Raw genomic sequence first — 24,020 nt, forward strand, 5'->3', positions numbered from 1 at the left:
GGGCCTGCCCTTCGGGGCGGGCCCGTTTCGCTGTCCGCCTACAGCGGCCGCAGCACGGGCTCCTTCTGGACCGCGCCCAGCAGCCGGTCCAACGCGAGCTCCACGTCTTCCTTCCAGGACAGCGTCGTACGGAGCTCCAGGCGCAGCCGCGGATAGCGGGGATGCGGCCGTACCGTCTTGAAGCCCACCGCGAGCAGATGGTCGGCGGGCAGCACGCACGCAGGCTCGGTCCACTTCGCGTCGCCGAACGCCTCGATCGCCTTGAAGCCCCGGCGCAGCAGGTCCTTCGCCACCGTCTGGACCATGACCCGGCCCAGCCCCTGGCCCTGGTAGCCGGGGATGAGCCAGGCGGTCATCAGCTGTACGGCATCGGGGGAGACGGGGCTCGTCGGGAAGGCGGTGGAACGTGGCACGTAGGCCGGAGGCGCGTACAGCACGAAGCCGACGGGAACCTCGTCCACATAGACGACCCGGCCGCAGGAGCCCCACTCCAGCAGCACGGCCGAGATCCAGGCTTCCTTCTCCAGCTCGGGCCGGCCACCCTTTACCGCGGCCTCGCCGCTGACGGGGTCGAGCTCCCAGAAAACACACGAGCGGCAGCGCTTTGGGACATCCGAAAGGTTGTCCAGCGTGAGCGGTACGAGCCGACGCCCCATGAAGCCAGGTCCTCACTTCCCTCGCCCACCGCACCTCCCGGCCCGGTCAGCGGAGTGCGCTCACTGAGCAGACCGCCGACGAAGCCGCCGACTGCGCCCAGACCGAACCCCGCTGCCATCAATCCGGTGCGGCTCACCGATCGCATGGCCTCTCCTCGTCGTGAGGTGACTCCGAGTGGATGTGTGCCATACCCGAACGCATCGTAACCGGGACACACCTACCGGGGTACCGCGCAAAGGCAAAGGGCGGGCCGCGTTCCGGCCACCAGACCGGCACGCGACCCGCCCTTGGCGGACGGCGGCGCCACTCACGCCTCGTCGCTGTCCTCCTCCAGCTGCTTCTCCAGCACCTTCCCCTCACCGGGGGCCAGCGAGCCGAGGATGCGGTCAAGATCGTCTATCGAGGCGAACTCCACGACGATCTTGCCCTTCTTCTGGCCGAGGTCGACCTTCACCCGCGTCTCGAAGCGGTCCGAGAGCCGGGAGGCCAGATCGGTCAGCGCGGGCGAGACGCGGGTACCGGCCCGCGGCCCCTTCGCCCGCGACGTGCTCTTGGGCTCGGACCCCATGAGCGTGACGATCTCCTCGACCGCCCGGACGGAGAGCCCCTCGGCCACGATGCGGTGAGCCAGCCGGTCCTGCTCCTCGGAGTCCTCCACGGCCAGCAGCGCCCGCGCATGACCGGCCGAGAGCACCCCGGCCGCTACCCGTCGCCGCACCGGCAGCGAGAGCTTCAGCAGCCGCAGCGTGTTGGAGATCTGCGAGCGCGACCGACCGATCCGGTCCGCCAGCTCGTCATGCGTGCAGTTGAAGTCCTTCAGCAGCTGGTCGTAGGCCGCCGCCTCCTCCAGCGGGTTCAGCTGCGCCCGGTGGAGGTTCTCCAGGAGAGCATCCAGGAGAAGCTTCTCGTCGTCCGTCGCCCGGACAATCGCCGGAATCTTCTCCAGCCCTGCCTCACGGCAGGCCCGCCAGCGGCGCTCGCCCATGATGAGCTCGTACCGATCCGAGCCGGTGCTCCGCACGACGACCGGCTGGAGCAGGCCCACCTCCTGGATGGAGGTGATCAGCTCCGCCAGGGCGTCCTCGTCGAACACCTCGCGCGGCTGTCGCGGATTGGGCGTGATCGCGTCGAGCGGCAGTTCGGCGAAGTGCGCGCCGGCGACCTCGGCCTCCTGAGCCTCCGCCGTCGGTTCGGCCGGTGCCTCTGTTTCACGTGAAACGGCGGCGTCCGGGATCGCTGCCACCTTCGCCGCGGCCACGCCTCGCTCCGACGTCATCACCGGCACTGCCGACGGCGATGTCGTTCCCCGGCCCACCGCGGGGCCGGCGTTGTCCGAACCCTGCGGTGCCGCGGGGATCAGCGCACCGAGCCCGCGGCCCAGTCCTCTACGTCGTTCGCTCACTGATTCCCCTCCGACATGCTGTGCTGTGATTCATAGGTCACGCTGAGCCCCTGGCCTGCCGTCCCCGGTGCCCCGCGCAGCGCGATCTCCCGCGCCGCTTCGAGGTAGGACAGCGATCCGCTGGAGCCCGGATCATAGGTGAGCACCGTCTGCCCGTAGCTCGGCGCCTCGGAAATACGCACCGAGCGGGGAATGCTGGTTCTCAGTACCTCGCTGCCGAAGTGGCTGCGCACCTCGTCGGCGACCTGGGAGGCAAGCCGGGTACGCCCGTCGTACATGGTCAGCAGGATCGTCGACACATGCAGCTTGGGGTTCAGGTGGCCGCGGACCAGGTCCACGTTCCGCAGCAGCTGGCCCAGGCCCTCCAGCGCGTAGTACTCGCACTGGATCGGGATCAGCACCTCGGCACCGGCCACCAGGGCGTTGACCGTGAGCAGACCGAGGGAGGGCGGACAGTCGATGAGGATGTAGTCCAGCGGCTGTTCATAGGCCTTGATGGCCCGGTCCAGCCGGCTCTCCCGCGCCACCAGCGAGACCAGTTCGATCTCCGCGCCGGCCAGGTCGATCGTGGCGGGCGCACAGAACAGCCCTTCCACGTCCGGCACCGGCTGCACGACGTCGGAGAGTGGCTTGCTGTCCACCAGCACGTCGTAGATGGAGGGGACCTCGGAATGATGATCGATCCCCAGGGCCGTGGAGGCGTTGCCCTGCGGGTCCAGGTCGACCACCAGCACTCGTGCCCCGTGCAGGGCGAGTGAGGCGGCCAGGTTCACGGTGGTCGTGGTCTTACCGACCCCGCCCTTCTGGTTGGCCACCACCATGACCCGGGTCTGCTCGGGGCGTGGAAGGCCCTCTCCCGCACGGCCCAGCGCCTGGACCGCCAACTGAGCAGCACGACCGATCGGGGTGTCGTCCATAGGGGGCGGCGTTTCACGTGAAACGTCGTCCCCGAGCGACTCGCTACGGGGACCGGGGACCGGATCGGTCATCGGGCCCGCGATGTTGGCGTCGGACCGCAAGGATTCACTCTCCTCGACTTCAGGCTCGCAATGCTCAGAGCCTGCCATGGTTTCGGTGTCGTGAACCAGGGAGGCCCTGTCTCCTGTGGATGAATCCTCCTCTGTGGATACATCCGTGACCCGACCGGGTCGGTGGCCTCGCGGTGCGGCAGCCGCACGACCTCGGCTGATGATTCCATGCAGCAGGGAGCGACGTTTCACGTGAAACACGATGCCAGCGCCGTGTCCCATTCCCCCGCGACACTCCGGCTTATGTCGTTTTGGTGGTTTGTATGGAGCACGGGCCTGGCCGGTTCGAGCGACACCACGGGACTCGGACGGCCGGAGCGCTCCCCGTCAGCGGACGGAAAGCGCTCCTGTCTGCGTCTGGTTTTGTGTGCTGCTGAGGCCTAGCGCCGCCGTCCCCTGGCAGGGCGGTTGGCGCGGTTCGCCTTGGCGCGCTTGGCCGCGAAGCGGACGCCGCCGGGACTCTCGCCCACCTCCACGCGGACGACCGTGGACATCGGATCCACCACGCCCTCGCCGACGTGCACGACGGATGTCTCCACGACGCCGAGCTTGCTGAGCGCCGCCCGGGCACCCTTCAGCTCCTCGTCGGCGGTGTCGCCCTTGAGCGCCAGCATCTCGCCGTACGGCCGCAGTAGCGGCACGCCCCAGCCGGCCAGCCGGTCCAGCGGTGCCACCGCACGCGCGGTCACCACGTGGACCTGAGGAATCTTGCCCATCACCTCTTCGGCCCGGCCCCGCACCACGGTCACATGGTCCAGGCCCAGCAGCTCCACGACCTCCTGCAGGAAGTTCGTGCGCCGCAGCAGCGGCTCCAGCAGGGTGATCTTCAGGTCGGGGCGCACCAGTGCCAGGGGGATGCCCGGAAGGCCCGCGCCCGAGCCGACGTCGCACACCGAGACACCCTCGGGAACCACCTCGGAGAGCACCGCGCAATTCAGCAGGTGCCGCTCCCACAGCCGCGGCACCTCACGCGGACCGATCAGCCCGCGCCGCACGCCCGCGTCGGCGAGCAGCTCGCCGTACCGTACGGCCTCCGGGAAGCGCTCACCGAACATCTCCCGCGCCGCCTCCGGCGCCGGGGGAAGCTCCGCCGCTGACTCCGTCACGGTTACCGCCCTTCCTCTGAACTGCTGATACTGCCGGTGCCCGGTCGGATTCCGGTCCACACAGAAGGCTGACAAGACATGACCCCGCCTGCGAACAGACGGGGCCACAAGACACGCGCGAGCGCCGGCGGATCAGGCCGGGAGCACGACAACCCGGCGCTGGGGCTCCTCGCCCTCGGACTCGCTGCGCAGCCCGGCCGCCGCGACGGCGTCGTGCACCACCTTGCGCTCGAACGGCGTCATCGCCTTCAGCTTCACCGGCTCGCCCGAGGTCTTCGCCTCCTGGGCCGCCTTGGCACCCAGCTCCGCGAGCTCCTCGCGCTTGCGTGCGCGGTAGCCCGCGATGTCCAGCATGAGACGGCTGCGGTCGCCGGTCTCCCGGTGCACCGCCAGCCGGGTCAGCTCCTGGAGCGCCTCCAGCACCTCACCGTCCCGGCCGACCAGCTTCTGCAGGTCACGGCCGGTGGAGTCGCTGATGATCGACACCGCGGCACGATCGGCCTCGACGTCCATGTCGATGTCGCCGTCGAGGTCCGCGATGTCCAGCAGGCCCTCGAGGTAGTCGGCCGCGATCTCGCCCTCCTGCTCCAGCCGGGACAGGGTGTCGGTGCCCTCGGCGGCAGGGGTCGTGTCCGTCACGAAGAACTCCTTCTACTTCTTGGACGGGTGCTTGGGCCGCTGCTGGCCCTTGCGCTGTCCGGACTTGGCGTTACGGGAGGAACCGGCGGCGGAGCTGCCCTTGCCCTTGCCGCCCTGCGACTTCTGCGCGGCATTCTTCTTCGCCGCGTCCGCCTGCTGGCCCGAGTCCTTCTCCAGCGACTGCTTCGTCCGGCCGTCCTTGGCCGTGGAGCCCTCGCCCTGCGCACCCGCGCGGGCCCGCGTACGGGTCTGCGTGCCGCCGGCCGCCGGGGCCGCGGTCTGCCGCTGGGACTTGCTCTGGCGCTTGGGCTGCTGGCGGTGCTGGCGCGCCTCCTCGGCGGCCTGCTTCGCCTCGAGCTCCGCCGGGTCCTCCTTCAGCTTGCCCTTGGCCTTCAGACGCGCCTGGCGCTCCTCGAAGGCCTTGCTGCCGGGAGTGGGGTTACGACGGATGACGAACATCTGCTGGCCCATGGTCCACACGTTGGTGGTCAGCCAGTACACGAGGACACCGACGGGGAAGTTGATACCGAAGACGGCGAACATGACCGGGAAGACGTACATCAGCATCTTCTGCTGCTGCATGAACGGCGTCTTCACCGTGAGGTCGACGTTCTTCGTCATCAGCTGGCGCTGGGTGAAGAACTGCGACGCCGACATCAGAACGATCATGATGACCGTGACGACCCGGACGTCGGTCAGGGAGGCACCGAGCGCCTCGACCTTCGACGCCGAGTCCATGAACTTCACGGACAGCGGGGCACCAAAGATGTGCGCCTGCTGCGCGCTCGCCAGCAGCGGCTTGTCGATGACGCCGACGACCTGGTTGTTCGCGATGTGGTTCAGGACCTGGTACAGCGAGATGAAGAACGGCGACTGGGCCAGGATCGGGAGACAGCTCGAGAGCGGGTTGGTACCCGTCTCCTTGTAGAGCTTCATCATCTCTTCGGACTGGCGCTGCTTGTCGCTCTTGTAGCGCTCCTGGATCGCCTTCATCTTCGGCTGGAGCGCCTGCATGTTCCGCGTCGACTTGATCTGCTTCACGAAGAGCGGGATCAGGCAGATGCGGATCAGCACCACGAGCGAAACGATCGACAGACCCCACGCCGCACCGCTGTCCTTGTCGAACACCAGGCTGTAGAGCGAGTGGAACTGGACGATGATCCAGGAAACGGCGTAATAGAGAGGATTCAGGATCGTGTCCACGAATCAAGCTCCTTGGGCGTTGGGCTGAGTCTCGGGCTGTGCGGCGGGCTCATTGGCGGCGGGCCCGCCTCCCAGGCGGCTCCTCAGCCGCTGGTGCCAGACCGGATGCTTCCGGGGCGGTACATGGTCGACACCACCGAGCGACCACGGATTGCAACGCAGGATGCGCCAGGCGGTCAGCGCTGTCCCTTTTACCGCGCCGTGCCTGTCGATGGCCGTGTAGCCATAGTGGGAGCACGACGGGTAGTACTTGCAGACCGGGCCCAGCAAGGGGCTGATGGTCCACTGGTACAACTTGATCAACAGCAGCAGCGGGTACTTCACGAAGCGCCCCCTCCTGGGTCCCGCCCGGGGGTCCTCAGCAGGCGCTGCAGCGCGGCGTCGAGATCGTTCGCGAGCGCTTCGTACTCCGCATCGCCCGCGCCGGGCAGCGCTCGTACGACAACCAGGCTACCGGCGGGCAGCCGGTCCAGCCGGTCGCGCACGAGGTGGCGGAGCCGGCGCTGGACCTTGTTGCGGACCACGGCATTGCCAATGGCCTTGCTCACGACGAAACCCGCACGCGCCGGGGGAACCATTTCCCCCGCTGCGTGCGGGTCCGTTGCACCGCTGCGTAGATGGACGACGAGGAGCGGGCGCCCGGCCCTGCGTCCTCGGCGTACCGCGGCCGCGAAGTCCTCGCGCCGCCTCAGCCGATGCTCGGTAGGCAGCACGACATGGACCTAGAGGCCGGGCTGTCAGGCCGACAGACGGGCGCGACCCTTGCCACGGCGGGACGCGAGGATCGCGCGGCCGGCACGCGTACGCATGCGCAGGCGGAAGCCGTGGGTCTTGGCGCGGCGACGGTTGTTCGGCTGGAAGGTGCGCTTGCTCACTCGGGGGCTCCAGGAAAGATTGTTGCCTCTTGCGAGACAGGTGTGGGGCGTCGACTGGCTGTCACCGTGCGCCCACGAGTAGCTCGCATACGCCCGAGTGCACCGCTACACGATCGCTGGGCGCGATCTTTGCCCATCGGAGGCAGGCGGCAGCAGCCATCGACAACTCGACCTGGTTACGGTACGCGCGGCCGCATCATCCGGTCAAACCGGCTCCATGACAGGACACGCTGTACACAGGCTGTGGACAACAACTTGAACACGCGCGGGTCAGCTGACTACCGTGGCTGAACTCCGATTCCTTCCCGCCCGTCCTGAGAATCACACATTCGTGGGACCTGCTGAGAGAGCGTGCTCTGTGGCTGACGTCCCTGCAGATCTTGCCGCAGTGTGGCCGCGGGTACTCGACCACCTGCTCCGGGCGGAGAGCGACAGCCTCAAGCCCAAGGACCAGGACTGGCTCAAGCGGACCCAGCCGCTCGCCCTGGTCGCCGACACCGCGCTGCTCGCTGTTCCCAATGAGTTCGCGAAGGGCGTGCTGGAAGGCCGGCTCGCCCCCCTGATCGGCGAGGCGCTGAGCCACGAGTGCGGCCGCCCGATCCGTATCGCGATCACCGTCGACGACACTTCCGAGGCGCCCCAGCCCCCCGCGCCTCCGCAGCAGCACCTCCCCTCGCAGCAGCCGCAGCTCTCGCACGACGCGTACGACAGTTACGACAGCCGCCAGGGTTACGGTCGGCAGAACGGGCACCAGGGCGGCCACGAAAACGGTCCGCAGGGCGTACCCCAGGGTGGACACGGCGGCCATCAGAACGACGAGCTGCCCAGCGTGCGCCCCGCCTACCCCGAGTACCAGCAGCAGCACCCGCAGCCGCGCCCGGCGCCCGGCGCCTGGCCGCAGCACTCGGACGACCGCCGCTCCGGCATGGGTGACGACTCCGGGCGACACGACGACTACGGCTGGCAGCAGCAGCGGCTCGGCGGCTTCCCCGAGCGCGACCCGTATGCCTCGCCGCCCTCGCATCTTCAGCAGCACGGCCGCCCGGCCCACGGCGACTATCGGTCGCAGAACGACGACTACCGGTCACAGGGTGACGACTACCGCTCGCAGAGTGGTGACGACTACCGCCGGCAGGGCAGCGACCGTCCGCACTCCGAAGCGCCGCGCTCTCCGTACGAGTCCCCGCAGCACCGCGACTCCGACGGCCACCAGCCCGGCGGCCACGGCCGGCACGCGGCACCGGGCGGCCACGGCAGCAACCTTCCGGCGCCCAGCGGCGCCCCCGGCCCGCTCGCGGCGCAGCCCGCGCCGGCGACCGGCCCCGGTGAGCCCACCGCGCGGCTGAACCCGAAGTACCTCTTCGACACCTTCGTGATCGGCGCTTCGAACCGCTTCGCGCACGCCGCCGCGGTCGCCGTCGCCGAGGCCCCGGCCAAGGCGTACAACCCGCTGTTCATCTACGGCGAGTCCGGGCTCGGCAAGACGCACCTGCTGCACGCGATCGGCCACTACGCGCGGAGCCTGTACCCGGGCACGAGGGTCAGATACGTGAGCTCCGAGGAGTTCACCAACGAGTTCATCAACTCCATCCGCGACGGCAAGGCGGACGCGTTCCGCAAGCGCTACCGCGACATGGACATCCTGCTGGTCGACGACATCCAGTTCCTGGCGAGCAAGGAGTCGACGCAGGAGGAGTTCTTCCACACCTTCAATACGCTGCACAACGCGAACAAGCAGATCGTGCTCTCCAGTGACCGGCCGCCCAAGCAGCTGGTGACCCTGGAGGACCGGCTGCGCAACCGCTTCGAGTGGGGCCTGATCACGGACGTCCAGCCGCCCGAGCTGGAGACGCGTATCGCGATCCTCCGCAAGAAGGCGGTGCAGGAGCAGCTGAACGCGCCGCCGGAGGTACTGGAGTTCATCGCCTCCCGGATCTCGCGGAACATCCGTGAGCTGGAGGGCGCGCTGATCCGGGTCACGGCCTTCGCCTCGCTGAACCGGCAGCCCGTGGACCTCGGCCTCACCGAGATCGTGCTGAAGGACCTGATCCCCGGCGGCGAGGACGCGGCGCCGGAGATCACCGCCACGGCGATCATGGCGGCCACCGCCGACTACTTCGGGCTCTCGGTGGACGACCTGTGCGGCTCCTCGCGCAGCCGGGTGCTGGTGACCGCGCGGCAGATCGCGATGTACCTGTGCCGTGAGCTGACCGACCTGTCGCTGCCGAAGATCGGCGGACACTTCGGCGGCCGCGACCACACCACCGTCATGCACGCGGACCGGAAGATCCGCGCGCTGATGGCGGAGCGGCGCTCCATCTACAACCAGGTGACCGAGCTGACGAACCGCATCAAGAACGGCTGACGCGCGCGGCGAAGGCCGCAGGCGCGCCCAGGGCGCTCCGGGACGAACTCCCGGGGCGCCCTTCGTCATTGAGAGCCCTGATGGAGAACCCCTCAGCACTCGGAGGTCCCCTCACTGCGCGGAGAACCGCTCGGATCCGTTCACCGAAGGGCCGTCAGGAGGCCGCACAGCGCGGTCCGGAGCCCTCGGGAGGCGTCCCCACGCTGTGGAAGCCGCGCGCCGGCCGCCTCCGAACTCCCCGCCGCTGTTCGATTTCTGACGAGGACACGGCTTCTCTCCACAGATTGGGCGAGAATCTTCCTTCCACACCCTGGGGACTGGGAAGTTATCCCGATGGCGTCCACAAGCGCTCCGCCCGTGAGTGGATCACCCCAGGTCAGCGGGGTGTGGATTTGCGGACAACTGTTGTCCACAGGGTGTGGACGAAGAAATCTTCCACAGGCTGTGCGCGCGACTGTCCACCGGCCGCCCACAGGAGAAGCGGTGTTGTGCACACCCCGTCCACATCGCTGTCCACTGTTCGGCAAGGCAACACCCCCTCTCACTGGCGCGAGTGAAAGCGGTCACACCAAAGTGCCGGGTTGGGCTGTGGGGAACCTGGGTAAAGCTGGGGATGGCACTGGGGAGAAACCGGCCTGCCCTGTGCATCGGGTGTGCACAACCGGCGGCGGTCCACAGCATCGGCCGGTTGTCCACGGCTGCGCCCACAGTCACCGGTGGACAAAATTTGGGCTCTGACCTGCGCAAAAGCAGTTGTCCACGGTTTCCACAGCCCCTACTACTACGACCACGGTTATCTAGCGGGGAACTCGTTTCGAATCGGGTGCTGTGCACAACTTGGGGACCGACCCTCTCCGAGCTCTCCTCCCGACTTGACCCCGAGCCGCACCGGCTGTCGGTGGCGTGCGTCAGACTGGTCTCCGGCAACCCAGCCGACGACGAAGGCCAGCAGGGCGAGAGCCAGCAACAGCAGGAGGCGGTTTCCGGTGAAGATCCGGGTGGAGCGCGATGTACTCGCGGAGGCAGTGGCCTGGGCGGCCAAGAGCCTCCCGGCCCGTCCGCCGGTGCCCGTCCTCGCGGGCCTGCTCCTGAAGGCGGAGGACGGCTCCCTGAGCCTCTCCGGCTTCGACTACGAGGTCTCGGCGCGGGTCTCGGTGGACGCGGAGACCGAGGAGGAGGGCACGGTCCTCGTCTCCGGCCGGCTGCTCGCCGACATCTGCCGCTCGCTGCCGAACCGTCCGGTGGAGATCTCCACAGACGGTGTACGAGTGACCGTGGTCTGCGGCTCCTCCCGCTTCACCCTCCACACACTGCCTGTGGAGGAGTACCCGGCGCTGCCGCAGATGCCCACCGCCACCGGCACCGTCCCCGGTGAGGTCTTCGCCTCCGCTGCCGCCCAGGTCGCCATCGCGGCCGGCCGTGACGACACCCTCCCGGTGCTCACCGGTGTCCGCATCGAGATCGAGGGCGACACCGTCACCCTCGCCTCCACCGACCGCTACCGCTTCGCGGTCCGCGAGTTCCTGTGGAAGCCGGAGAGCCCCGACGCCTCCGCCGTCGCGCTGGTCCCCGCCAAGACGCTGCTGGACACCGCCAAGTCGCTGAGCAGCGGTGACACGGTCACCCTGGCGCTCTCGGGCTCCGGTGCCGGCGAGGGTCTGATCGGTTTCGAGGGCGCGGGCCGCCGTACGACGACCCGCCTCCTGGAAGGCGACCTGCCGAAGTACCGCACGCTCTTCCCGACCGAGTTCAACTCCGTCGCGGTGATCGAGACCGCTCCGTTCGTCGAGGCCGTCAAGCGTGTGGCGCTGGTGGCCGAGCGGAACACCCCGGTGCGGCTCAGCTTCGAGCAGGGTGTGCTGATCCTGGAGGCCGGCTCCAGCGACGATGCACAGGCTGTGGAGCGGGTGGACGCGCAGCTGGACGGCGACGACATCTCGATCGCCTTCAACCCCGGCTTCCTGCTGGAGGGCCTGTCGGCGATCGACTCCCCGGTGGCCCAGCTGTCCTTCACGACCTCGACCAAGCCGGCGCTGCTGAGCGGCAAGCCCGCCGCCGACGCCGAGGCGGACGACGCATACAAGTACCTGATCATGCCGGTGCGCCTGTCGGGCTGAGTCCGGCTTCCGGTGCCCCTCCGCCACGCGCCGCGGCCGTACGGATCCGCTCCGTACGGCCGCCCGAATGACGGGGCTGACCTGCGGCTTATGAGCGGCTGAGCCCACAGCTGTGCACGGGCCTTCGGGCGTAGGCTCGACGTAGGTCAGGTACAAGGGCAACGACTATGTGCAAAGAGGGTCTCTGATGGAGCTCGGTCTCGTCGGTCTCGGCAAGATGGGCGGCAACATGCGCGAGCGCATCCGCCGCGCCGGCCACACGGTCATCGGTTACGACCGCAATCCCGACCTCGCGGATGTCTCCAGCCTCAAGGAGCTGGTGGACGGCCTGCAGGGTCCGCGGGTCGTGTGGGTCATGGTGCCGGCCGGCGCCGCCACCCAGGCGACGATCGATGAGCTGGGTGAGCTGCTGTCCGAGGGCGACATCGTCGTGGACGGCGGCAACAGCCGCTGGACGGACGACGAGAAGCACGCCGAGGAGCTGCGCGCCAAGGGCATCGGCTTCGTCGACTGCGGCGTCTCCGGTGGTGTGTGGGGCCTGGAGAACGGTTACGCGCTGATGTACGGCGGTGCCGCCGAGGACGTGGCGAAGGTCCAGCCGATCTTCGACGCGCTCAAGCCGGAGGGCGACTTCGGTTCCGTGCACGCCGGCAAGGTCGGCGCGGGCCACTTCGCGAAGATGGTCCACAACGGCATCGAGTACGCGATGATGCAGGCCTACGCCGAGGGCTGGGAGCTGCTGGAGAAGGTCGACTCCGTCACGGACGTGCGCGAGGTCTTCCGCTCCTGGCAGGAGGGCACGGTCATCCGCTCCTGGCTGCTGGACCTGGCGGTCAACGCGCTGGACGACGACGAGCACCTGGAGAAGCTGCGCGGTTTCGCGGCCGACTCCGGTGAGGGCCGCTGGACGGTGGAGGCCGCGATCGACAACGCGGTGCCGCTGCCGGCGATCACCGCGTCGCTGTTCGCGCGGTTCGCCTCGCGTCAGGACGACTCGCCGCAGATGAAGATGATCGCCGCGCTGCGGAACCAGTTCGGCGGCCACGCGGTCGAGAACACGAAGTAAGCAGGCCGGGCTTCCGGGCAGACGTCCCGGAAGCCCGCGCAGCAGTACCACGCCGGGGGAGGTCGGCGCCCTATATGCATGTCGCGCATCTGTCGCTCGCCGACTTCCGCTCCTACTCCCGGGTCGAGGTCCCCCTCGAACCGGGCGTCACGGCCTTCGTCGGGCCCAACGGCCAGGGCAAGACCAACCTCGTCGAGGCGGTCGGCTATCTCGCCACCCTCGGCAGCCACCGCGTCTCCTCCGACGCCCCGCTGGTCCGCATGGGCGCGGAGCGGGCGATCGTCCGGGCGCAGATCGTGCAGGGCGACCGGCAGCAACTGGTCGAGCTGGAGCTGAACCCGGGCAAGGCGAACCGGGCCAGGATCAATAGATCCTCGCAGGTCAGGCCGCGTGACGTGCTCGGCATCGTACGGACGGTCCTGTTTGCGCCGGAGGACCTGGCCCTCGTCAAGGGCGACCCGGGCGAGCGGCGGCGCTTCCTGGACGAGCTGATCACGGCGCGCTCGCCGCGGATGGCGGGCGTGCGCTCGGACTACGACCGCGTGCTGAAGCAGCGCAACACCCTGCTCAAGAGCGCGGCCCTGGCGCGCCGGCACGGCGGCCGGAAGATGGACCTCTCCACGCTGGACGTGTGGGACCAGCATCTGGCGCGGGCCGGCGCGGAGCTGCTCGCGCAGCGGCTGGACCTGATCGCGACGCTGCAGCCGCTGGCGGACAAGGCGTACGAGCAGCTGGCGCCGGGCGGCGGTCCGGTCGCCCTGGAGTACCGCGGTTCGGTGGGCGAGCGACTCGCCGAGGCGTCGAACCGTGAGGAGCTGTACGGGCTGCTCATGGAGGCGCTGGGCGAGGCCCGCAAGAACGAGATCGAGCGGGGCGTGACCCTGGTCGGTCCGCACCGCGACGACCTGCTGCTGAAGCTGGGGCGGCTGCCGGCCAAGGGGTACGCGAGCCACGGCGAGTCCTGGTCGTACGCGCTGGCGCTGCGGCTGGCCTCGTACGAGCTGCTGAGCGGCGAGGGCAACGAGCCGGTTCTCGTCCTGGACGACGTCTTCGCCGAGCTGGACTCCCGCCGGCGGGAGCGGCTGGCGGAGCTGGTGGCGCCGGGCGAGCAGGTGCTGGTGACGGCGGCGGTGGACGACGATGTGCCGGGCGTGCTGGCGGGGGCGCGGTTCGCGGTCTCCGAGGGCGCGGCGGAGAAGGTGTCGTAAGTGAGTGAGCAGTCCGGTCCACAGGACCCTCCGGGGCCCGAGCAGCCCAAGCCGCCGGAGCTCTCCGGCATCGATCTGGCGCGGCAGGCGCTGGTGGCCGCCAAGGAACAGGCGCGGGCACGGGGCGCGGCCGCGCAGCAGAAGAAGCAGGCCAGACGCGGGGGCGGGCTGCGATCGGGAGCACGCGCGGACGGGCGCGACCCGCTGCCGCTGGGCGCGGCGATCAACCGTCTGATCACCGAGCGGGGCTGGGAGACGCCGGCCGCGGTCGGCGGGGTGATGGGGCGCTGGCCTCAGCTCGTGGGTGCCGAGGTGGCGCAGCACTGCGAACCGCAGAAGTACGACGAGGACGCGCGGGTGCTGACGGTGCAGTGCGACTCGACCGCATGGGCGACGCAGCTGCGGCTGCTCGCTCCGACGCTCGTGGCACGTCTGAACGAAGACCTGGGCCATGGCTCGGTAAAGATCATCAAGGTGCTGGGGCCGGGCGGCCCGCCGCGGCGGTACGGCTCGCTGCGGGCTCCGGGGAGCAAGGGGCCGGGCGACACGTACGGCTGATCCGTACATGCGGGGCCGAAGTCCACCGTTTCACGTGAAACCGGGGCCCGAGAGGGTGCCTGTACGGGCGAGATGTCCGGGATGTTCCAGTGTGACGCAAGAGACTCCGCTCACCGTAGTCGGAGGTTGACAGCCCGAAGCGCTGAGTGCCGGTGTGAGCGTCCTGGGGGCCCTCCTCAGATATGGGGAGTCGGCGGATGTCAGTTCAGGGCGGCACGTGAGGACTCAGGCGCCCGCAAACCCCCATGAGTGTCGGCGCTACCGGTAGACTGGTGGCAATCCCGCCCACTCGCGGAACATGTCGAACGACGCAGCCGCTCCTGACCGGCACGGGGCCTCCCCGCCGGCGGCAGGAGAAGGCTCGTGCCTGTGCCAGAAAGGGCGCTTCGTGGCCGACTCCGGCGACCTCAACGAGAACATCACGGCTTCTACCGAAGAGGGGGTTTCTTCTGCCGGCGCCAGTGGCGGCTCCTCGGAAGAGAAGTCGTACGACGCCAGTGCGATCACTGTCCTTGAGGGCCTGGACGCGGTTCGCAAGCGACCGGGTATGTACATCGGCTCCACCGGCGAGCGCGGTCTGCACCACCTCGTGTACGAGGTCGTCGACAACTCCGTCGACGAGGCGCTGGCGGGCCACGCGGACACCATCGACGTGACGATCCTGCCCGACGGCGGGGTGCGCGTGGTGGACAACGGCCGCGGTATCCCGGTGGGCATCATCCCCTCGGAGGGGAAGCCGGCCGTCGAGGTCGTGCTCACCGTCCTGCACGCGGGCGGCAAGTTCGGCGGCGGCGGCTACGCGGTCTCCGGTGGTCTGCACGGCGTGGGCGTCTCCGTGGTGAACGCCCTGTCGCAGCGGGTCTCCGTCGAGGTCAAGACCGACGGCTACCGCTGGACGCAGGACTACAAGCAGGGTGTGCCGACCGCCCCGCTGGCCCGTAACGAGGCCACCGACGAGACCGGGACGTCGGTGACGTTCTGGGCCGACGGCGAGATCTTCGAGACGACCGAGTACAGCTTCGAGACGCTGTCCCGGCGCTTCCAGGAGATGGCCTTCCTCAACAAGGGCCTCACCATCCAGCTCACCGACGAGCGCGAGGCGCACGTCGACGAGGAGGGCAAGGCGCTCTCCGTCAGGTACCACTACGAGGGCGGCATCGTCGACTTCGTGAAGTACCTGAACTCCCGCAAGGGCGAGACGGTCCACCCCACGGTCATCGACGTCGAGGCCGAGGACAAGGAGCGGATGCTCTCGGTGGAGATCGCGATGCAGTGGAACACCCAGTACACCGAGGGTGTCTACAGCTTCGCGAACACCATCCACACCCACGAGGGCGGTACGCACGAAGAGGGCTTCCGCGCCGCGCTGACCGGCCTGATCAACCGGTACGCGCGCGACCGCAAGCTGCTGCGCGAGAAGGACGACAACCTCACCGGTGAGGACATCCGCGAGGGCCTGACGGCGATCATCTCCGTCAAGCTCGGCGAGCCCCAGTTCGAGGGTCAGACCAAGACCAAGCTGGGCAACACCGAGGCCAAGACCTTCGTGCAGAAGGTCGTGCACGAGCACCTCACGGACTGGCTGGACCGGAATCCGAACGAGGCCGCGGACATCATCCGCAAGGGCATCCAGGCCGCGACGGCCCGCGTCGCCGCCCGCAAGGCGCGCGACCTCACCCGCCGCAAGGGCCTGCTGGAGACCGCGTCGCTGCCGGGCAAGCTGAGCGACTGCCAGTCCAACGACCCGACCAAGTGCGAGATCTTCATCGTCGAGGGTGACTCCGCGGGCGGCTCGGCCAAGTCCGGCCGTAACCCCGAGTACCAGGCGATCCTCCCGATCCGCGGCAAGATCCTGAACGTCGAGAAGGCCAGGGTCGACAAGATCCTGCAGAACCAGGAAGTCCAGGCGCTGATCTCGGCCTTCGGCACGGGCGTGCACGAGGACTTCGACATCGAGAAGCTCCGCTATCACAAGATCATCCTGATGGCGGACGCCGACGTCGACGGTCAGCACATCAACACCCTGCTGCTCACCTTCCTGTTCCGCTTCATGCGGCCGCTGGTCGAGGCCGGGCACGTCTACCTCTCCCGCCCCCCGCTGTACAAGATCAAGTGGGGCCGGGACGACTTCGAGTACGCCTACTCCGACCGCGAGCGCGACGCCCTCATCGAGATGGGCAAGCAGGCCGGCAAGCGCATCAAGGACGACTCGGTCCAGCGCTTCAAGGGTCTGGGCGAGATGAACGCCGAAGAGCTGCGCGTGACCACCATGGACACCGAGCACCGCGTGCTCGGCCAGGTCTCGCTGGACGACGCGGCCCGCGCCGACGACCTGTTCTCCGTGCTCATGGGCGAGGACGTCGAGGCACGACGCTCGTTCATCCAGCGCAACGCCAAGGACGTCCGCTTCCTCGACATCTGAGCCCGTCGGCCCGTAACGCAGCCGCAGCTCGAAAGGACTTTGAACAGCAATGGCCGACGAGAACCCCCCTGTGACCCCGGACGGCGTGACCGCCGAGGGCGCGCCCGCCGCCATCGAAGGCGTGGGCATGCGCGTCGAGCCCGTCGGGCTCGAGACGGAGATGCAGCGCTCCTACCTCGACTACGCGATGTCCGTCATCGTCTCGCGTGCCCTGCCCGACGTCCGGGACGGCCTCAAGCCGGTGCACCGCCGCGTGCTGTACGCGATGTACGACGGTGGCTACCGCCCCGAGAAGGGCTTCTACAAGTGCGCCCGTGTCGTCGGTGACGTCATGGGTAACTACCACCCGCACGGCGACTCCTCGATCTACGACGCGCTGGTCCGCCTGGCGCAGCCGTGGTCGATGCGGATGCCGCTGGTGGACTCCAACGGCAACTTCGGTTCCCCGGGCAACGACCCGGCCGCGGCCATGCGGTACACCGAGTGCAAGATGGCCCCGCTGTCCATGGAGATGGTCCGGGACATCGACGAGGAGACCGTCGACTTCCAGGACAACTACGACGGCCGCAGCCAGGAGCCGACGGTCCTGCCGTCGCGCTTCCCGAACCTGCTGATCAACGGCTCGGCCGGCATCGCGGTCGGCATGGCGACCAACATCCCGCCGCACAACCTGCGCGAGGTCGCGGCCGGCGCCCAGTGGCACCTGGAGCACCCGGAGGCCTCCCACGAGGAGCTCCTGGACGCCCTGATCGAGCGGATCAAGGGCCCGGACTTCCCGACCGGCGCGCTGGTCGTGGGCCGCAAGGGCATCGAGGAGGCGTACCGCACCGGGCGTGGCTCCATCACGATGCGCGCGGTGGTCGAGGTCGAGGAGATCCAGAACCGCCAGTGCCTGGTGGTCACGGAGCTTCCGTACCAGGTCAACCCCGACAACCTCGCGCAGAAGATCGCCGACCTGGTGAAGGACGGCAGGATCGGCGGCATCGCCGACGTCCGCGACGAGACCTCCTCGCGCACCGGCCAGCGCCTGGTCATCGTGCTGAAGCGGGACGCCGTCGCCAAGGTCGTGCTGAACAACCTGTACAAGCACACCGACCTGCAGACGAACTTCGGCGCCAACATGCTCGCGCTGGTCGACGGCGTGCCGCGCACGCTCTCGCTGGACGCGTTCATCCGCCACTGGGTGACGCACCAGATCGAGGTCATCGTCCGCCGGACGAAGTTCCGGCTGCGCAAGGCCGAGGAGCGGGCGCACATCCTGCGCGGCCTGCTCAAGGCCCTGGACGCCATCGACGAGGTCATCGCGCTGATCCGGCGCAGCGACACGGTCGACGTGGCGCGCGAGGGCCTGATGGGCCTGCTGGACATCGACGAGATCCAGGCGAACGCGATCCTGGAGATGCAGCTGCGGCGCCTGGCGGCCCTGGAGCGGCAGAAGATCACCGCCGAGCACGACGAGCTGCTGGCCAAGATCCGCGAGTACAACGCGATCCTGGCCTCCCCGGAGCGCCAGCGGCAGATCGTCAGCGAGGAGCTGACCGCGATCGTCGACAAGTACGGCGACGACCGGCGCTCCAAGCTGGTGCCCTTCGAGGGCGACATGTCCATCGAGGACCTGATCGCCGAGGAGGACATCGTCGTCACGATCACCCGTGGCGGCTACGTCAAGCGCACCAAGACCGACGACTACCGTTCGCAGAAGCGCGGCGGCAAGGGCGTCCGCGGCACGAAGCTCAAGGAAGACGACATCGTCGACCACTTCTTCGTGTCCACCACCCACCACTGGCTGCTGTTCTTCACGAACAAGGGCCGGGTCTACCGCGCCAAGGCCTACGAGCTGCCCGACGCGGGCCGGGACGCGCGCGGCCAGCACGTCGCGAACCTCCTCGCCTTCCAGCCGGACGAGCAGATCGCCCAGGTCATGGCGATCCGGGACTACGAGGCGGCGCCGTACCTGGTCCTCGCGACCAAGGCCGGCCTGGTGAAGAAGACCCCGCTGAAGGACTACGACTCGCCGCGCTCCGGCGGTGTCATCGCCATCAACCTGCGCGAGCAGGAGGACGGTTCGGACGACGAGCTGATCGGCGCCCAGATGGTCTCCAGCGACGACGACCTGCTGCTGATCTCCAAGAAGGCACAGTCGATCCGGTTCACCGCGACGGACGAGTCGCTGCGCCCGATGGGCCGGGCCACCTCCGGCGTCAAGGGGATGAGCTTCCGCGAGGGCGACGAGCTCCTGTCGATGAACGTGGTGCGGGCGAACACCTACGTCTTCACCGCCACCGACGGCGGGTACGCCAAGCGCACCAACGTCGACGAGTACCGCGTCCAGGGTCGCGGCGGCCTCGGTATCAAGGCCGCAAAGATCGTGGAGGATCGAGGAGAGCTGGTCGGCGCCCTGGTGGTCGAGGCGAGCGACGAGATCCTCGCCATCACCCTCGGCGGTGGGGTGATCCGCACGCGGGTCGACGAGGTCAGGGAGACGGGCCGTGACACCATGGGCGTCCAACTGATCAACCTGGGCAAGCGCGATGCCGTCGTCGGTATCGCCTGGAACGCCGAGGCCGGTCGCGAGGCCGAAGAGGTCGAGGCGCCGGCGGACGGCGAGCCGGCCGACGACGCGGCGCAGGACCAGGCCCCGGCGGCCGAGGGCGAGGAGCCCGCGGCGGAGTAGCACGAGGAGTAGGTCGTGAGTGGAGCCACGGGTGCACAGGCGGGCGGATCGGACGAGGGCACGAAGTCCTCTTCCGGGCCCGCGACCGTGACGGGCGAGGCCCGTGGCTCCGATACTGGCGGCGGCCCCCACAAGGAGGCCTCCGCCGAGGGGGGAACCGTGACCGACACCAGGCAGCCGCAGCCGGAGGCACAGCCGCAGCCCGAGCCCCGTCCGCAGAGCAGCGAGAGCCAGCCGTACGTCCCGCCGTCCGCGTACCCCGCGGGGGGCGGCAAGCCGGGGCTGCGGGTGCCCCGCCCGGGCGTCCGTACGACCCCGCGTACGCGCAAGGCCAGGCTGCGCGTGTCCCGTGCCGACCCGTGGTCGGTGATGAAGGTGAGCTTCCTGCTCTCCATCGCGCTGGGGCTGTGCACGCTGGTCGCGGTGTCGGTGCTGTGGATGGTGATGGACGCGATGGGCGTCTTCTCCACGGTCGGCGGCACGATCAGCGAGGCCACCAGCTCCGACGGCGGCTCGGGCTTCGATCTGGAGACGTTCCTGTCGCTGCCGCGGGTGCTGATGTTCACCGGCGTCATCGCGGCGATCGACGTGGTGCTGGCGACGGCGCTGGCCACGCTCGGCGCCTTCATCTACAACCTCTCGGCGGGCTTCGTGGGCGGCGTGGAGCTGACCCTGGCCGAGGACGAATGACCTGGTGCGGGCCGCCGCGGAGGGGCTTTCGCGGCCGGCCCGGTCATCGATTTGGGTCATGGCTCTGAAGTGCGCTAATCTTTCGGTGCAGCCAGCGAGGCGGCAACAAGCCAGGGGCTATAGCTCAGACGGTTAGAGCGCTTCCCTGATAAGGAAGAGGCCACAGGTTCAAGTCCTGTTAGCCCCACCGGCAAGGATCGGCCCGGACGGAGAATTCTCCGCCCGGGCCGATCTCTTTGTGCTTCTCCGGAGTTGGGGTCGGACTAGGTCACCGATTGATATCGACCGGTGTGTATCATCGGCCCCCGAAGGTCCCCTACGTCAACGAAAGACGAGGTCGCGCGGTGAAGAAGCTTCTCCTGGTCGCACTGGCCGCCATCGGCGGGCTCCTCGTGTACCGCCAGATCCAGGCGGATCGCGCCGAGCAGGATCTGTGGACGGAGGCGACCGACTCCGTGCCCGCAGGTTCGGGCGTGTGAGCCCCAGTTCCGTACGTACGTGACCCCGGTCCCCGCCAGGCGGAGGCCGGGGTTTCGTCTGTCCGGCGCCGTTGCGGGACTGTGACACCCGATGGGTTGAGTTTGCTAAAGCACACTATTAGGTTGCGATGGCAAACGCGATGGGTGAGCGGAGGGGGAAGGGCGACATGGCACGACGACGCCGGAGGACGGCGGCCACGCTGACCGGGGGGTTGCTCCTCACCATCCCGGTTGTGCCGCAGGCGTCCGCCGAACCGTCCTTCACCAGCGCCGGCATGGTGCTGGTGCTGGACTCCTCCGGCTCGATGGCGGAGCCGGACGGCTCCGGGCACACCCGGATCGCCGCGGCCCGCAAAGCGGTCGGCACCGTCGCGGACGCCCTCCCCGACGGATTCCCCACCGGACTGCGCGTCTACGGCGCGGACAAGCACCGCGGCTGTGACGACACCCGCCTCGTCCAGCCGGTACGGCCGCTGGACCGGGCCGGCCTGAAGAAGGCCGTGGCGGACGTCGAGCCCAAGGGCGACACCCCGATCGGCCTCTCGCTCAAGAAAGCCGCCGCAGACCTCCCACGAGGCAGCGACGGCCGCCGCACCATCGTGCTCATCTCCGACGGCGAGGACACCTGCCAGTCCCCGCCGCCCTGCGAGGTCGCCCGGGAACTCGGCAGGTCGGGCGTCGACCTGCGGATCGACACCATCGGCTTCCAGGTACGCGGCAAGGCCCGGGAGCAGCTGGAGTGCGTCGCGGAGGCGGGCAACGGCCGCTACTACGACGCCCCGGACGCCGATGCCCTGGCCCGCCAGATGCAGCGCGCGAGCAAGCTCTCCGCCGACGGCTACCGCTTCCGGGGGAAGCAGGTGCGCGGCACACCCGCACGCTCCGGTGCGCCCGCCATCGCGCCGGGCCAGTACCGGGACACCATCGGCCCCGGTGAACGGCGCTTCTACGAGGTGCACCTCGACGACAGCGCCACCGCCGACTTCGCCGCCACCGCCGTCCCGCACCCGGGCGCCGCCGTCGACACCACCACCGTGCTGCGCACCCAGCTCGCGTACGGCACCGACAGCGCCTGTGAGACCCGCACCGAACTCTTCGGCCAGAACGAGGGCGCCACACCGCTGACTTCGGGCGTCAGCCGGGTGCCGTCGGAGGACGGCCACGGCAGCTGCGACAAGGCCGGCCGCTACTGGTTCGTCGTCGAACGCGAGGCCGCGGACGGCTCCGACGCCGCCCGCTGGCCCCTGGAGCTGACCTACCGCAGCGAACGCCCCCTCGAGAAGGGCGTCACGCCGGCCCGGTCGGAGCCCGAGTACGGCGCCGGCGGCAAGGACGCGGTCGTGCCCTCCGGCACCCCGAAGGACGTCACCGGCGGCACCGGCTTCAACGACGCCAGGAAGATCGGCGAAGGCGCCTGGCGCGACAAGGTCCTGCCCTCGCAGACGCTCTGGTACAAGGTCCCGGTCGGCTGGGGCCAGCAGCTGCGCTACGACGTGGAGTTCGCCAACGAGCCCACCGTGGAGGGCCACAGCGCGCAGACCTCGTACGGCGCCACGCAGGTCTACACCCCGGCCCGGCAGCCCGTCGGCAGCGGCACCGGGGAGTTCACCCCGCAGACGCCCTACAACGGGCGGCAGACCGCGCTGCGCATGGGAACCGTCCCGGTCAGCTGGACCAACCGCTACGAGACCGACCCCAACGTCGTCCCCGTGCACCGCGCCGGCGACTTCTACCTGGCCGTCACCCTCGGTGCCAAGGCTGCGGAGATCGCGGATAATCCGCGGATCGGTGTGGTCCTGCGGGTGGCCGTGCTCGGCGACGCGAAGAGCGGGCCCCGGGCGCACGCGGCCGCGGCGAAGGATTCCGCCTCCGCCGCGGACAGCGGCACGGCCGGCGGTGGAGGATGGGCGGCGCGTCCGGTGATCGCCGCCGTCGGCATCGGTGCGGGAGTCCTGCTCCTCGCCGGCCTCGCGGTGGCGTACCTCAGGGGCCGGGGCAGGCAGCGCACGACCGGAACGGGCTCGGGAGGGGCAGGCACGTGGTGAGGCGGCGCACGATCAGGAGGGGGCTGGCCGGCCCGGTGGCGCTCGGTGTCCTGGCGCTGCTCCCCGGGGTGGCCACGGCGGACACGAAACTGCCCACGTACGCGCCCGCGCAGGACGCCACGCCCGTCGAGGGCCGGGCGAGCACGGCGGACGCCCCGACCGTCCGCCCCGGCACGTACACCGACTCCATCGGGCGCGGCGAGGAGCGGCGCTACGCCCTCGACCTGGACACGAAGACCACCGCGTACGTCTCGGCGGTGGCCTCGCCCGCGCCCGGGAGCAAGGTCGAGGACTACACCGACGGGCTGACGGTGTCCCTCCAGGACAACAGCGGCACGACCTGCGGCACGGACGGCGACGTGCGGTACCGGGGCGGGAAGACGGCCTACCCCCTCGCCGCCTACGCCACCCGCCGCGTCGGCAGCGACTTCTCGGAGTGCAAGCAGGCCGGCCGGTACTACGTGGTGGTGAAGCGCTCCGGAGACGCCACCTCGGGCCCCGACCGCTGGCCCCTGGAGCTGCGCTACATGACGGAGCCACAGCTGAGCGGCCCGGCCCCGCAGGAGCCCGGGGAAGGCAGCTGGAGCAGCGCCACGCCCGCCGCACCCTCGGGGGGCGCGGAGAAGCGCGTCACGGGAGGCACCGGCTTCAACGACGCCGCCTCGGTGGGGAAGGGCCGGTGGAGCGACCGCATCCGGCCCGGCGAGACCCGCTTCTACCGGGTGCCGGTGGACTGGGGACAGCGGCTGAACGTCAGCGCCGAGCTGCCCAGCGCCCCGCAGCAACCGGGGGTGGGCGCCTCGACGTTCACCCCGGACGCGTTCGGCCTGACCGCGTACAACCCGGCGCGCGGCGTGGTGAGCGACGAGGCCTTCGCCGCGTACGAGGGCCGGCAGAAGGAGGCGCGGCTGTTCACCGCGCCGGTGCACTACGGCAACCGCTTCGGCGACGACGAGTCCGTCCGGGCGATGAGCGTCGCGGGCTGGTACTACCTGGAGGTCTCCCTCAACCCGGACGCGGCGAAGTTCTTCAAGAAGGGCGCGGACGTCACCCTGCGGGTGGACCTCGAGGGAGCGGCGCAGGCCGGGCCCCGGTACGCGCGTCCCGCAGCGGACTTCTCCGTCTCGTCCGAGGACCGGGAGCTGGCCGATACGGGCCGTACGGCGTCCGAGGCGGAGCGCCACGGGCACCTTCAGACGGTCGGGTTCACCGGCCTCGGTGTCGGCGCGGTGCTGCTCGTCGGCCTCGGGGTGTGGACGGTCGCGGCCCGGCGCAAGGCCGCGGCGGGCGCCACGGCGGTCACGGGACCGGCCGCGGGCGCGCCGGGCGGCCCGGGAGCCCCGGTGCCCGGGCAGCAGCCGTACAACGGCCGGAGCGGGCCTCAGGACGCCGGACAGGGATTCGGGCAGCCCCCGCGGAGCCGGTGAGCTCAGGACGCCGCACAGGCCCGTCAGCGGCCTCGCACGGGCCTCTCCGGCCGGTACGC

At 69.6% G+C, this 24,020-nt stretch carries 20 protein-coding genes and 1 tRNA gene; 12 read left to right on the forward strand and 9 right to left on the reverse strand.

Annotated features, from left to right (window positions below; all coding sequences use genetic code 11):
• Positions 1 to 38: 38 nt before the first annotated feature.
• The 9 genes from ABZ840_RS04870 to rpmH all read right to left on the reverse strand — a co-directional run bounded on the left by ABZ840_RS04870 (position 39) and on the right by rpmH (position 6,910).
• The gene (locus ABZ840_RS04870; RefSeq protein WP_361553341.1) at positions 39 to 656 is read right to left on the reverse strand and encodes a GNAT family N-acetyltransferase; all 618 of its coding nucleotides are present in this window, start codon (positions 654 to 656) and stop codon (positions 39 to 41) included.
• A 308-nt stretch (positions 657 to 964) separates the two neighbouring features.
• Complete coding sequence (locus ABZ840_RS04875) at positions 965 to 2,059, reverse strand: ParB/RepB/Spo0J family partition protein (protein ID WP_361553344.1); 1,095 nt, start codon at positions 2,057 to 2,059, stop codon at positions 965 to 967.
• Positions 2,056 to 3,126 (reverse strand): AAA family ATPase, encoded by a 1,071-nt coding sequence (locus tag ABZ840_RS04880; RefSeq protein WP_361553347.1) that lies wholly within the window; start codon positions 3,124 to 3,126, stop codon positions 2,056 to 2,058. The genes ABZ840_RS04875 and ABZ840_RS04880 overlap by 4 nt, the downstream gene beginning before the upstream one ends.
• 341 nt (positions 3,127 to 3,467) lie before the next feature.
• Entirely contained in the window at positions 3,468 to 4,193 is a 726-nt protein-coding gene (gene rsmG / locus ABZ840_RS04885) for a 16S rRNA (guanine(527)-N(7))-methyltransferase RsmG (RefSeq protein WP_361553350.1), read from the reverse strand.
• Positions 4,194 to 4,325: 132 nt separating this feature from the next.
• The gene (locus ABZ840_RS04890) at positions 4,326 to 4,832 is read right to left on the reverse strand and encodes a R3H domain-containing nucleic acid-binding protein (RefSeq protein WP_361553353.1); all 507 of its coding nucleotides are present in this window, start codon (positions 4,830 to 4,832) and stop codon (positions 4,326 to 4,328) included.
• Positions 4,833 to 4,844: 12 nt separating this feature from the next.
• A complete protein-coding gene (gene yidC / locus ABZ840_RS04895) occupies positions 4,845 to 6,035 on the reverse strand; it encodes a membrane protein insertase YidC (RefSeq protein WP_361553356.1) in 1,191 nt (396 codons plus the stop codon).
• A 3-nt stretch (positions 6,036 to 6,038) separates the two neighbouring features.
• Positions 6,039 to 6,359 carry a membrane protein insertion efficiency factor YidD gene (gene yidD, locus ABZ840_RS04900; protein WP_361553359.1) on the reverse strand — a complete coding sequence of 107 codons (321 nt, stop codon included), beginning with the start codon at positions 6,357 to 6,359 and terminating at the stop codon, positions 6,039 to 6,041.
• Positions 6,356 to 6,748, reverse strand: coding sequence for a ribonuclease P protein component (gene rnpA / locus ABZ840_RS04905; RefSeq protein ID WP_361553362.1), 393 nt, complete (start codon positions 6,746 to 6,748; stop codon positions 6,356 to 6,358). Before rnpA ends, yidD begins: the two co-directional genes overlap by 4 nt.
• A gap of 24 nt (positions 6,749 to 6,772) precedes the next feature.
• Positions 6,773 to 6,910, reverse strand: a complete 138-nt coding sequence (gene rpmH / locus ABZ840_RS04910) for a 50S ribosomal protein L34 (protein WP_003949374.1) — start codon at positions 6,908 to 6,910, stop codon at positions 6,773 to 6,775.
• A 358-nt stretch (positions 6,911 to 7,268) separates the two neighbouring features.
• Between rpmH and dnaA the strand changes: the two genes are divergently transcribed.
• The 12 genes from dnaA (at position 7,269) to ABZ840_RS04970 (ending at position 23,961) form a co-directional block, all read left to right on the forward strand.
• On the forward strand, positions 7,269 to 9,275 hold the full coding sequence (gene dnaA, locus ABZ840_RS04915) for a chromosomal replication initiator protein DnaA (RefSeq protein WP_361553365.1): 2,007 nt from the start codon (positions 7,269 to 7,271) through the stop codon (positions 9,273 to 9,275).
• Positions 9,276 to 10,261: 986 nt separating this feature from the next.
• The gene (dnaN, locus tag ABZ840_RS04920; protein ID WP_361553368.1) at positions 10,262 to 11,392 is read left to right on the forward strand and encodes a DNA polymerase III subunit beta; all 1,131 of its coding nucleotides are present in this window, start codon (positions 10,262 to 10,264) and stop codon (positions 11,390 to 11,392) included.
• A gap of 187 nt (positions 11,393 to 11,579) precedes the next feature.
• The gene (gene gnd / locus ABZ840_RS04925) at positions 11,580 to 12,458 is read left to right on the forward strand and encodes a phosphogluconate dehydrogenase (NAD(+)-dependent, decarboxylating) (RefSeq protein ID WP_361553371.1); all 879 of its coding nucleotides are present in this window, start codon (positions 11,580 to 11,582) and stop codon (positions 12,456 to 12,458) included.
• A 74-nt stretch (positions 12,459 to 12,532) separates the two neighbouring features.
• Positions 12,533 to 13,666 carry a DNA replication/repair protein RecF gene (gene recF / locus ABZ840_RS04930; protein ID WP_361553374.1) on the forward strand — a complete coding sequence of 378 codons (1,134 nt, stop codon included), beginning with the start codon at positions 12,533 to 12,535 and terminating at the stop codon, positions 13,664 to 13,666.
• A complete protein-coding gene (locus tag ABZ840_RS04935; RefSeq protein ID WP_361553377.1) occupies positions 13,667 to 14,224 on the forward strand; it encodes a DciA family protein in 558 nt (185 codons plus the stop codon).
• Between the two features lie 388 nt (positions 14,225 to 14,612).
• A complete protein-coding gene (gyrB, locus tag ABZ840_RS04940; protein WP_361553379.1) occupies positions 14,613 to 16,646 on the forward strand; it encodes a DNA topoisomerase (ATP-hydrolyzing) subunit B in 2,034 nt (677 codons plus the stop codon).
• Between the two features lie 49 nt (positions 16,647 to 16,695).
• Positions 16,696 to 19,320, forward strand: a complete 2,625-nt coding sequence (gyrA, locus tag ABZ840_RS04945; RefSeq protein ID WP_361553382.1) for a DNA gyrase subunit A — start codon at positions 16,696 to 16,698, stop codon at positions 19,318 to 19,320.
• A gap of 15 nt (positions 19,321 to 19,335) precedes the next feature.
• Positions 19,336 to 20,010, forward strand: coding sequence for a DUF3566 domain-containing protein (locus ABZ840_RS04950; RefSeq protein WP_361553385.1), 675 nt, complete (start codon positions 19,336 to 19,338; stop codon positions 20,008 to 20,010).
• Positions 20,011 to 20,123: 113 nt separating this feature from the next.
• A tRNA-Ile gene (locus tag ABZ840_RS04955) sits at positions 20,124 to 20,197 on the forward strand.
• Between the two features lie 157 nt (positions 20,198 to 20,354).
• Complete coding sequence (locus ABZ840_RS04960) at positions 20,355 to 20,489, forward strand: DLW-39 family protein (RefSeq protein WP_003958712.1); 135 nt, start codon at positions 20,355 to 20,357, stop codon at positions 20,487 to 20,489.
• A gap of 167 nt (positions 20,490 to 20,656) precedes the next feature.
• Positions 20,657 to 22,534 carry a VWA domain-containing protein gene (locus ABZ840_RS04965; protein ID WP_361553388.1) on the forward strand — a complete coding sequence of 626 codons (1,878 nt, stop codon included), beginning with the start codon at positions 20,657 to 20,659 and terminating at the stop codon, positions 22,532 to 22,534.
• On the forward strand, positions 22,528 to 23,961 hold the full coding sequence (locus tag ABZ840_RS04970) for a hypothetical protein (protein ID WP_361553391.1): 1,434 nt from the start codon (positions 22,528 to 22,530) through the stop codon (positions 23,959 to 23,961). The genes ABZ840_RS04965 and ABZ840_RS04970 overlap by 7 nt, the downstream gene beginning before the upstream one ends.
• Positions 23,962 to 24,020 lie beyond the last annotated feature (59 nt).

The sequence above is a fragment of the Streptomyces sp. NPDC047117 genome (genome assembly GCF_040643545.1).
Classification (GTDB): domain Bacteria; phylum Actinomycetota; class Actinomycetes; order Streptomycetales; family Streptomycetaceae; genus Streptomyces.

Coding starts and splice junctions, on each gene's coding strand:
- ABZ840_RS04870 (WP_361553341.1), bottom strand. CDS start 656: ATGGGGCGTCGGCTCGTACCGCTCACGCTGGACAACCTTTCGGATGTC.
- ABZ840_RS04880 (WP_361553347.1), bottom strand. CDS start 3,126: ATGGCAGGCTCTGAGCATTGCGAGCCTGAAGTCGAGGAGAGTGAATCC.
- gnd (WP_361553371.1), top strand. CDS start 11,580: ATGGAGCTCGGTCTCGTCGGTCTCGGCAAGATGGGCGGCAACATGCGC.
- recF (WP_361553374.1), top strand. CDS start 12,533: ATGCATGTCGCGCATCTGTCGCTCGCCGACTTCCGCTCCTACTCCCGG.
- gyrA (WP_361553382.1), top strand. CDS start 16,696: ATGGCCGACGAGAACCCCCCTGTGACCCCGGACGGCGTGACCGCCGAG.
- ABZ840_RS04965 (WP_361553388.1), top strand. CDS start 20,657: ATGGCACGACGACGCCGGAGGACGGCGGCCACGCTGACCGGGGGGTTG.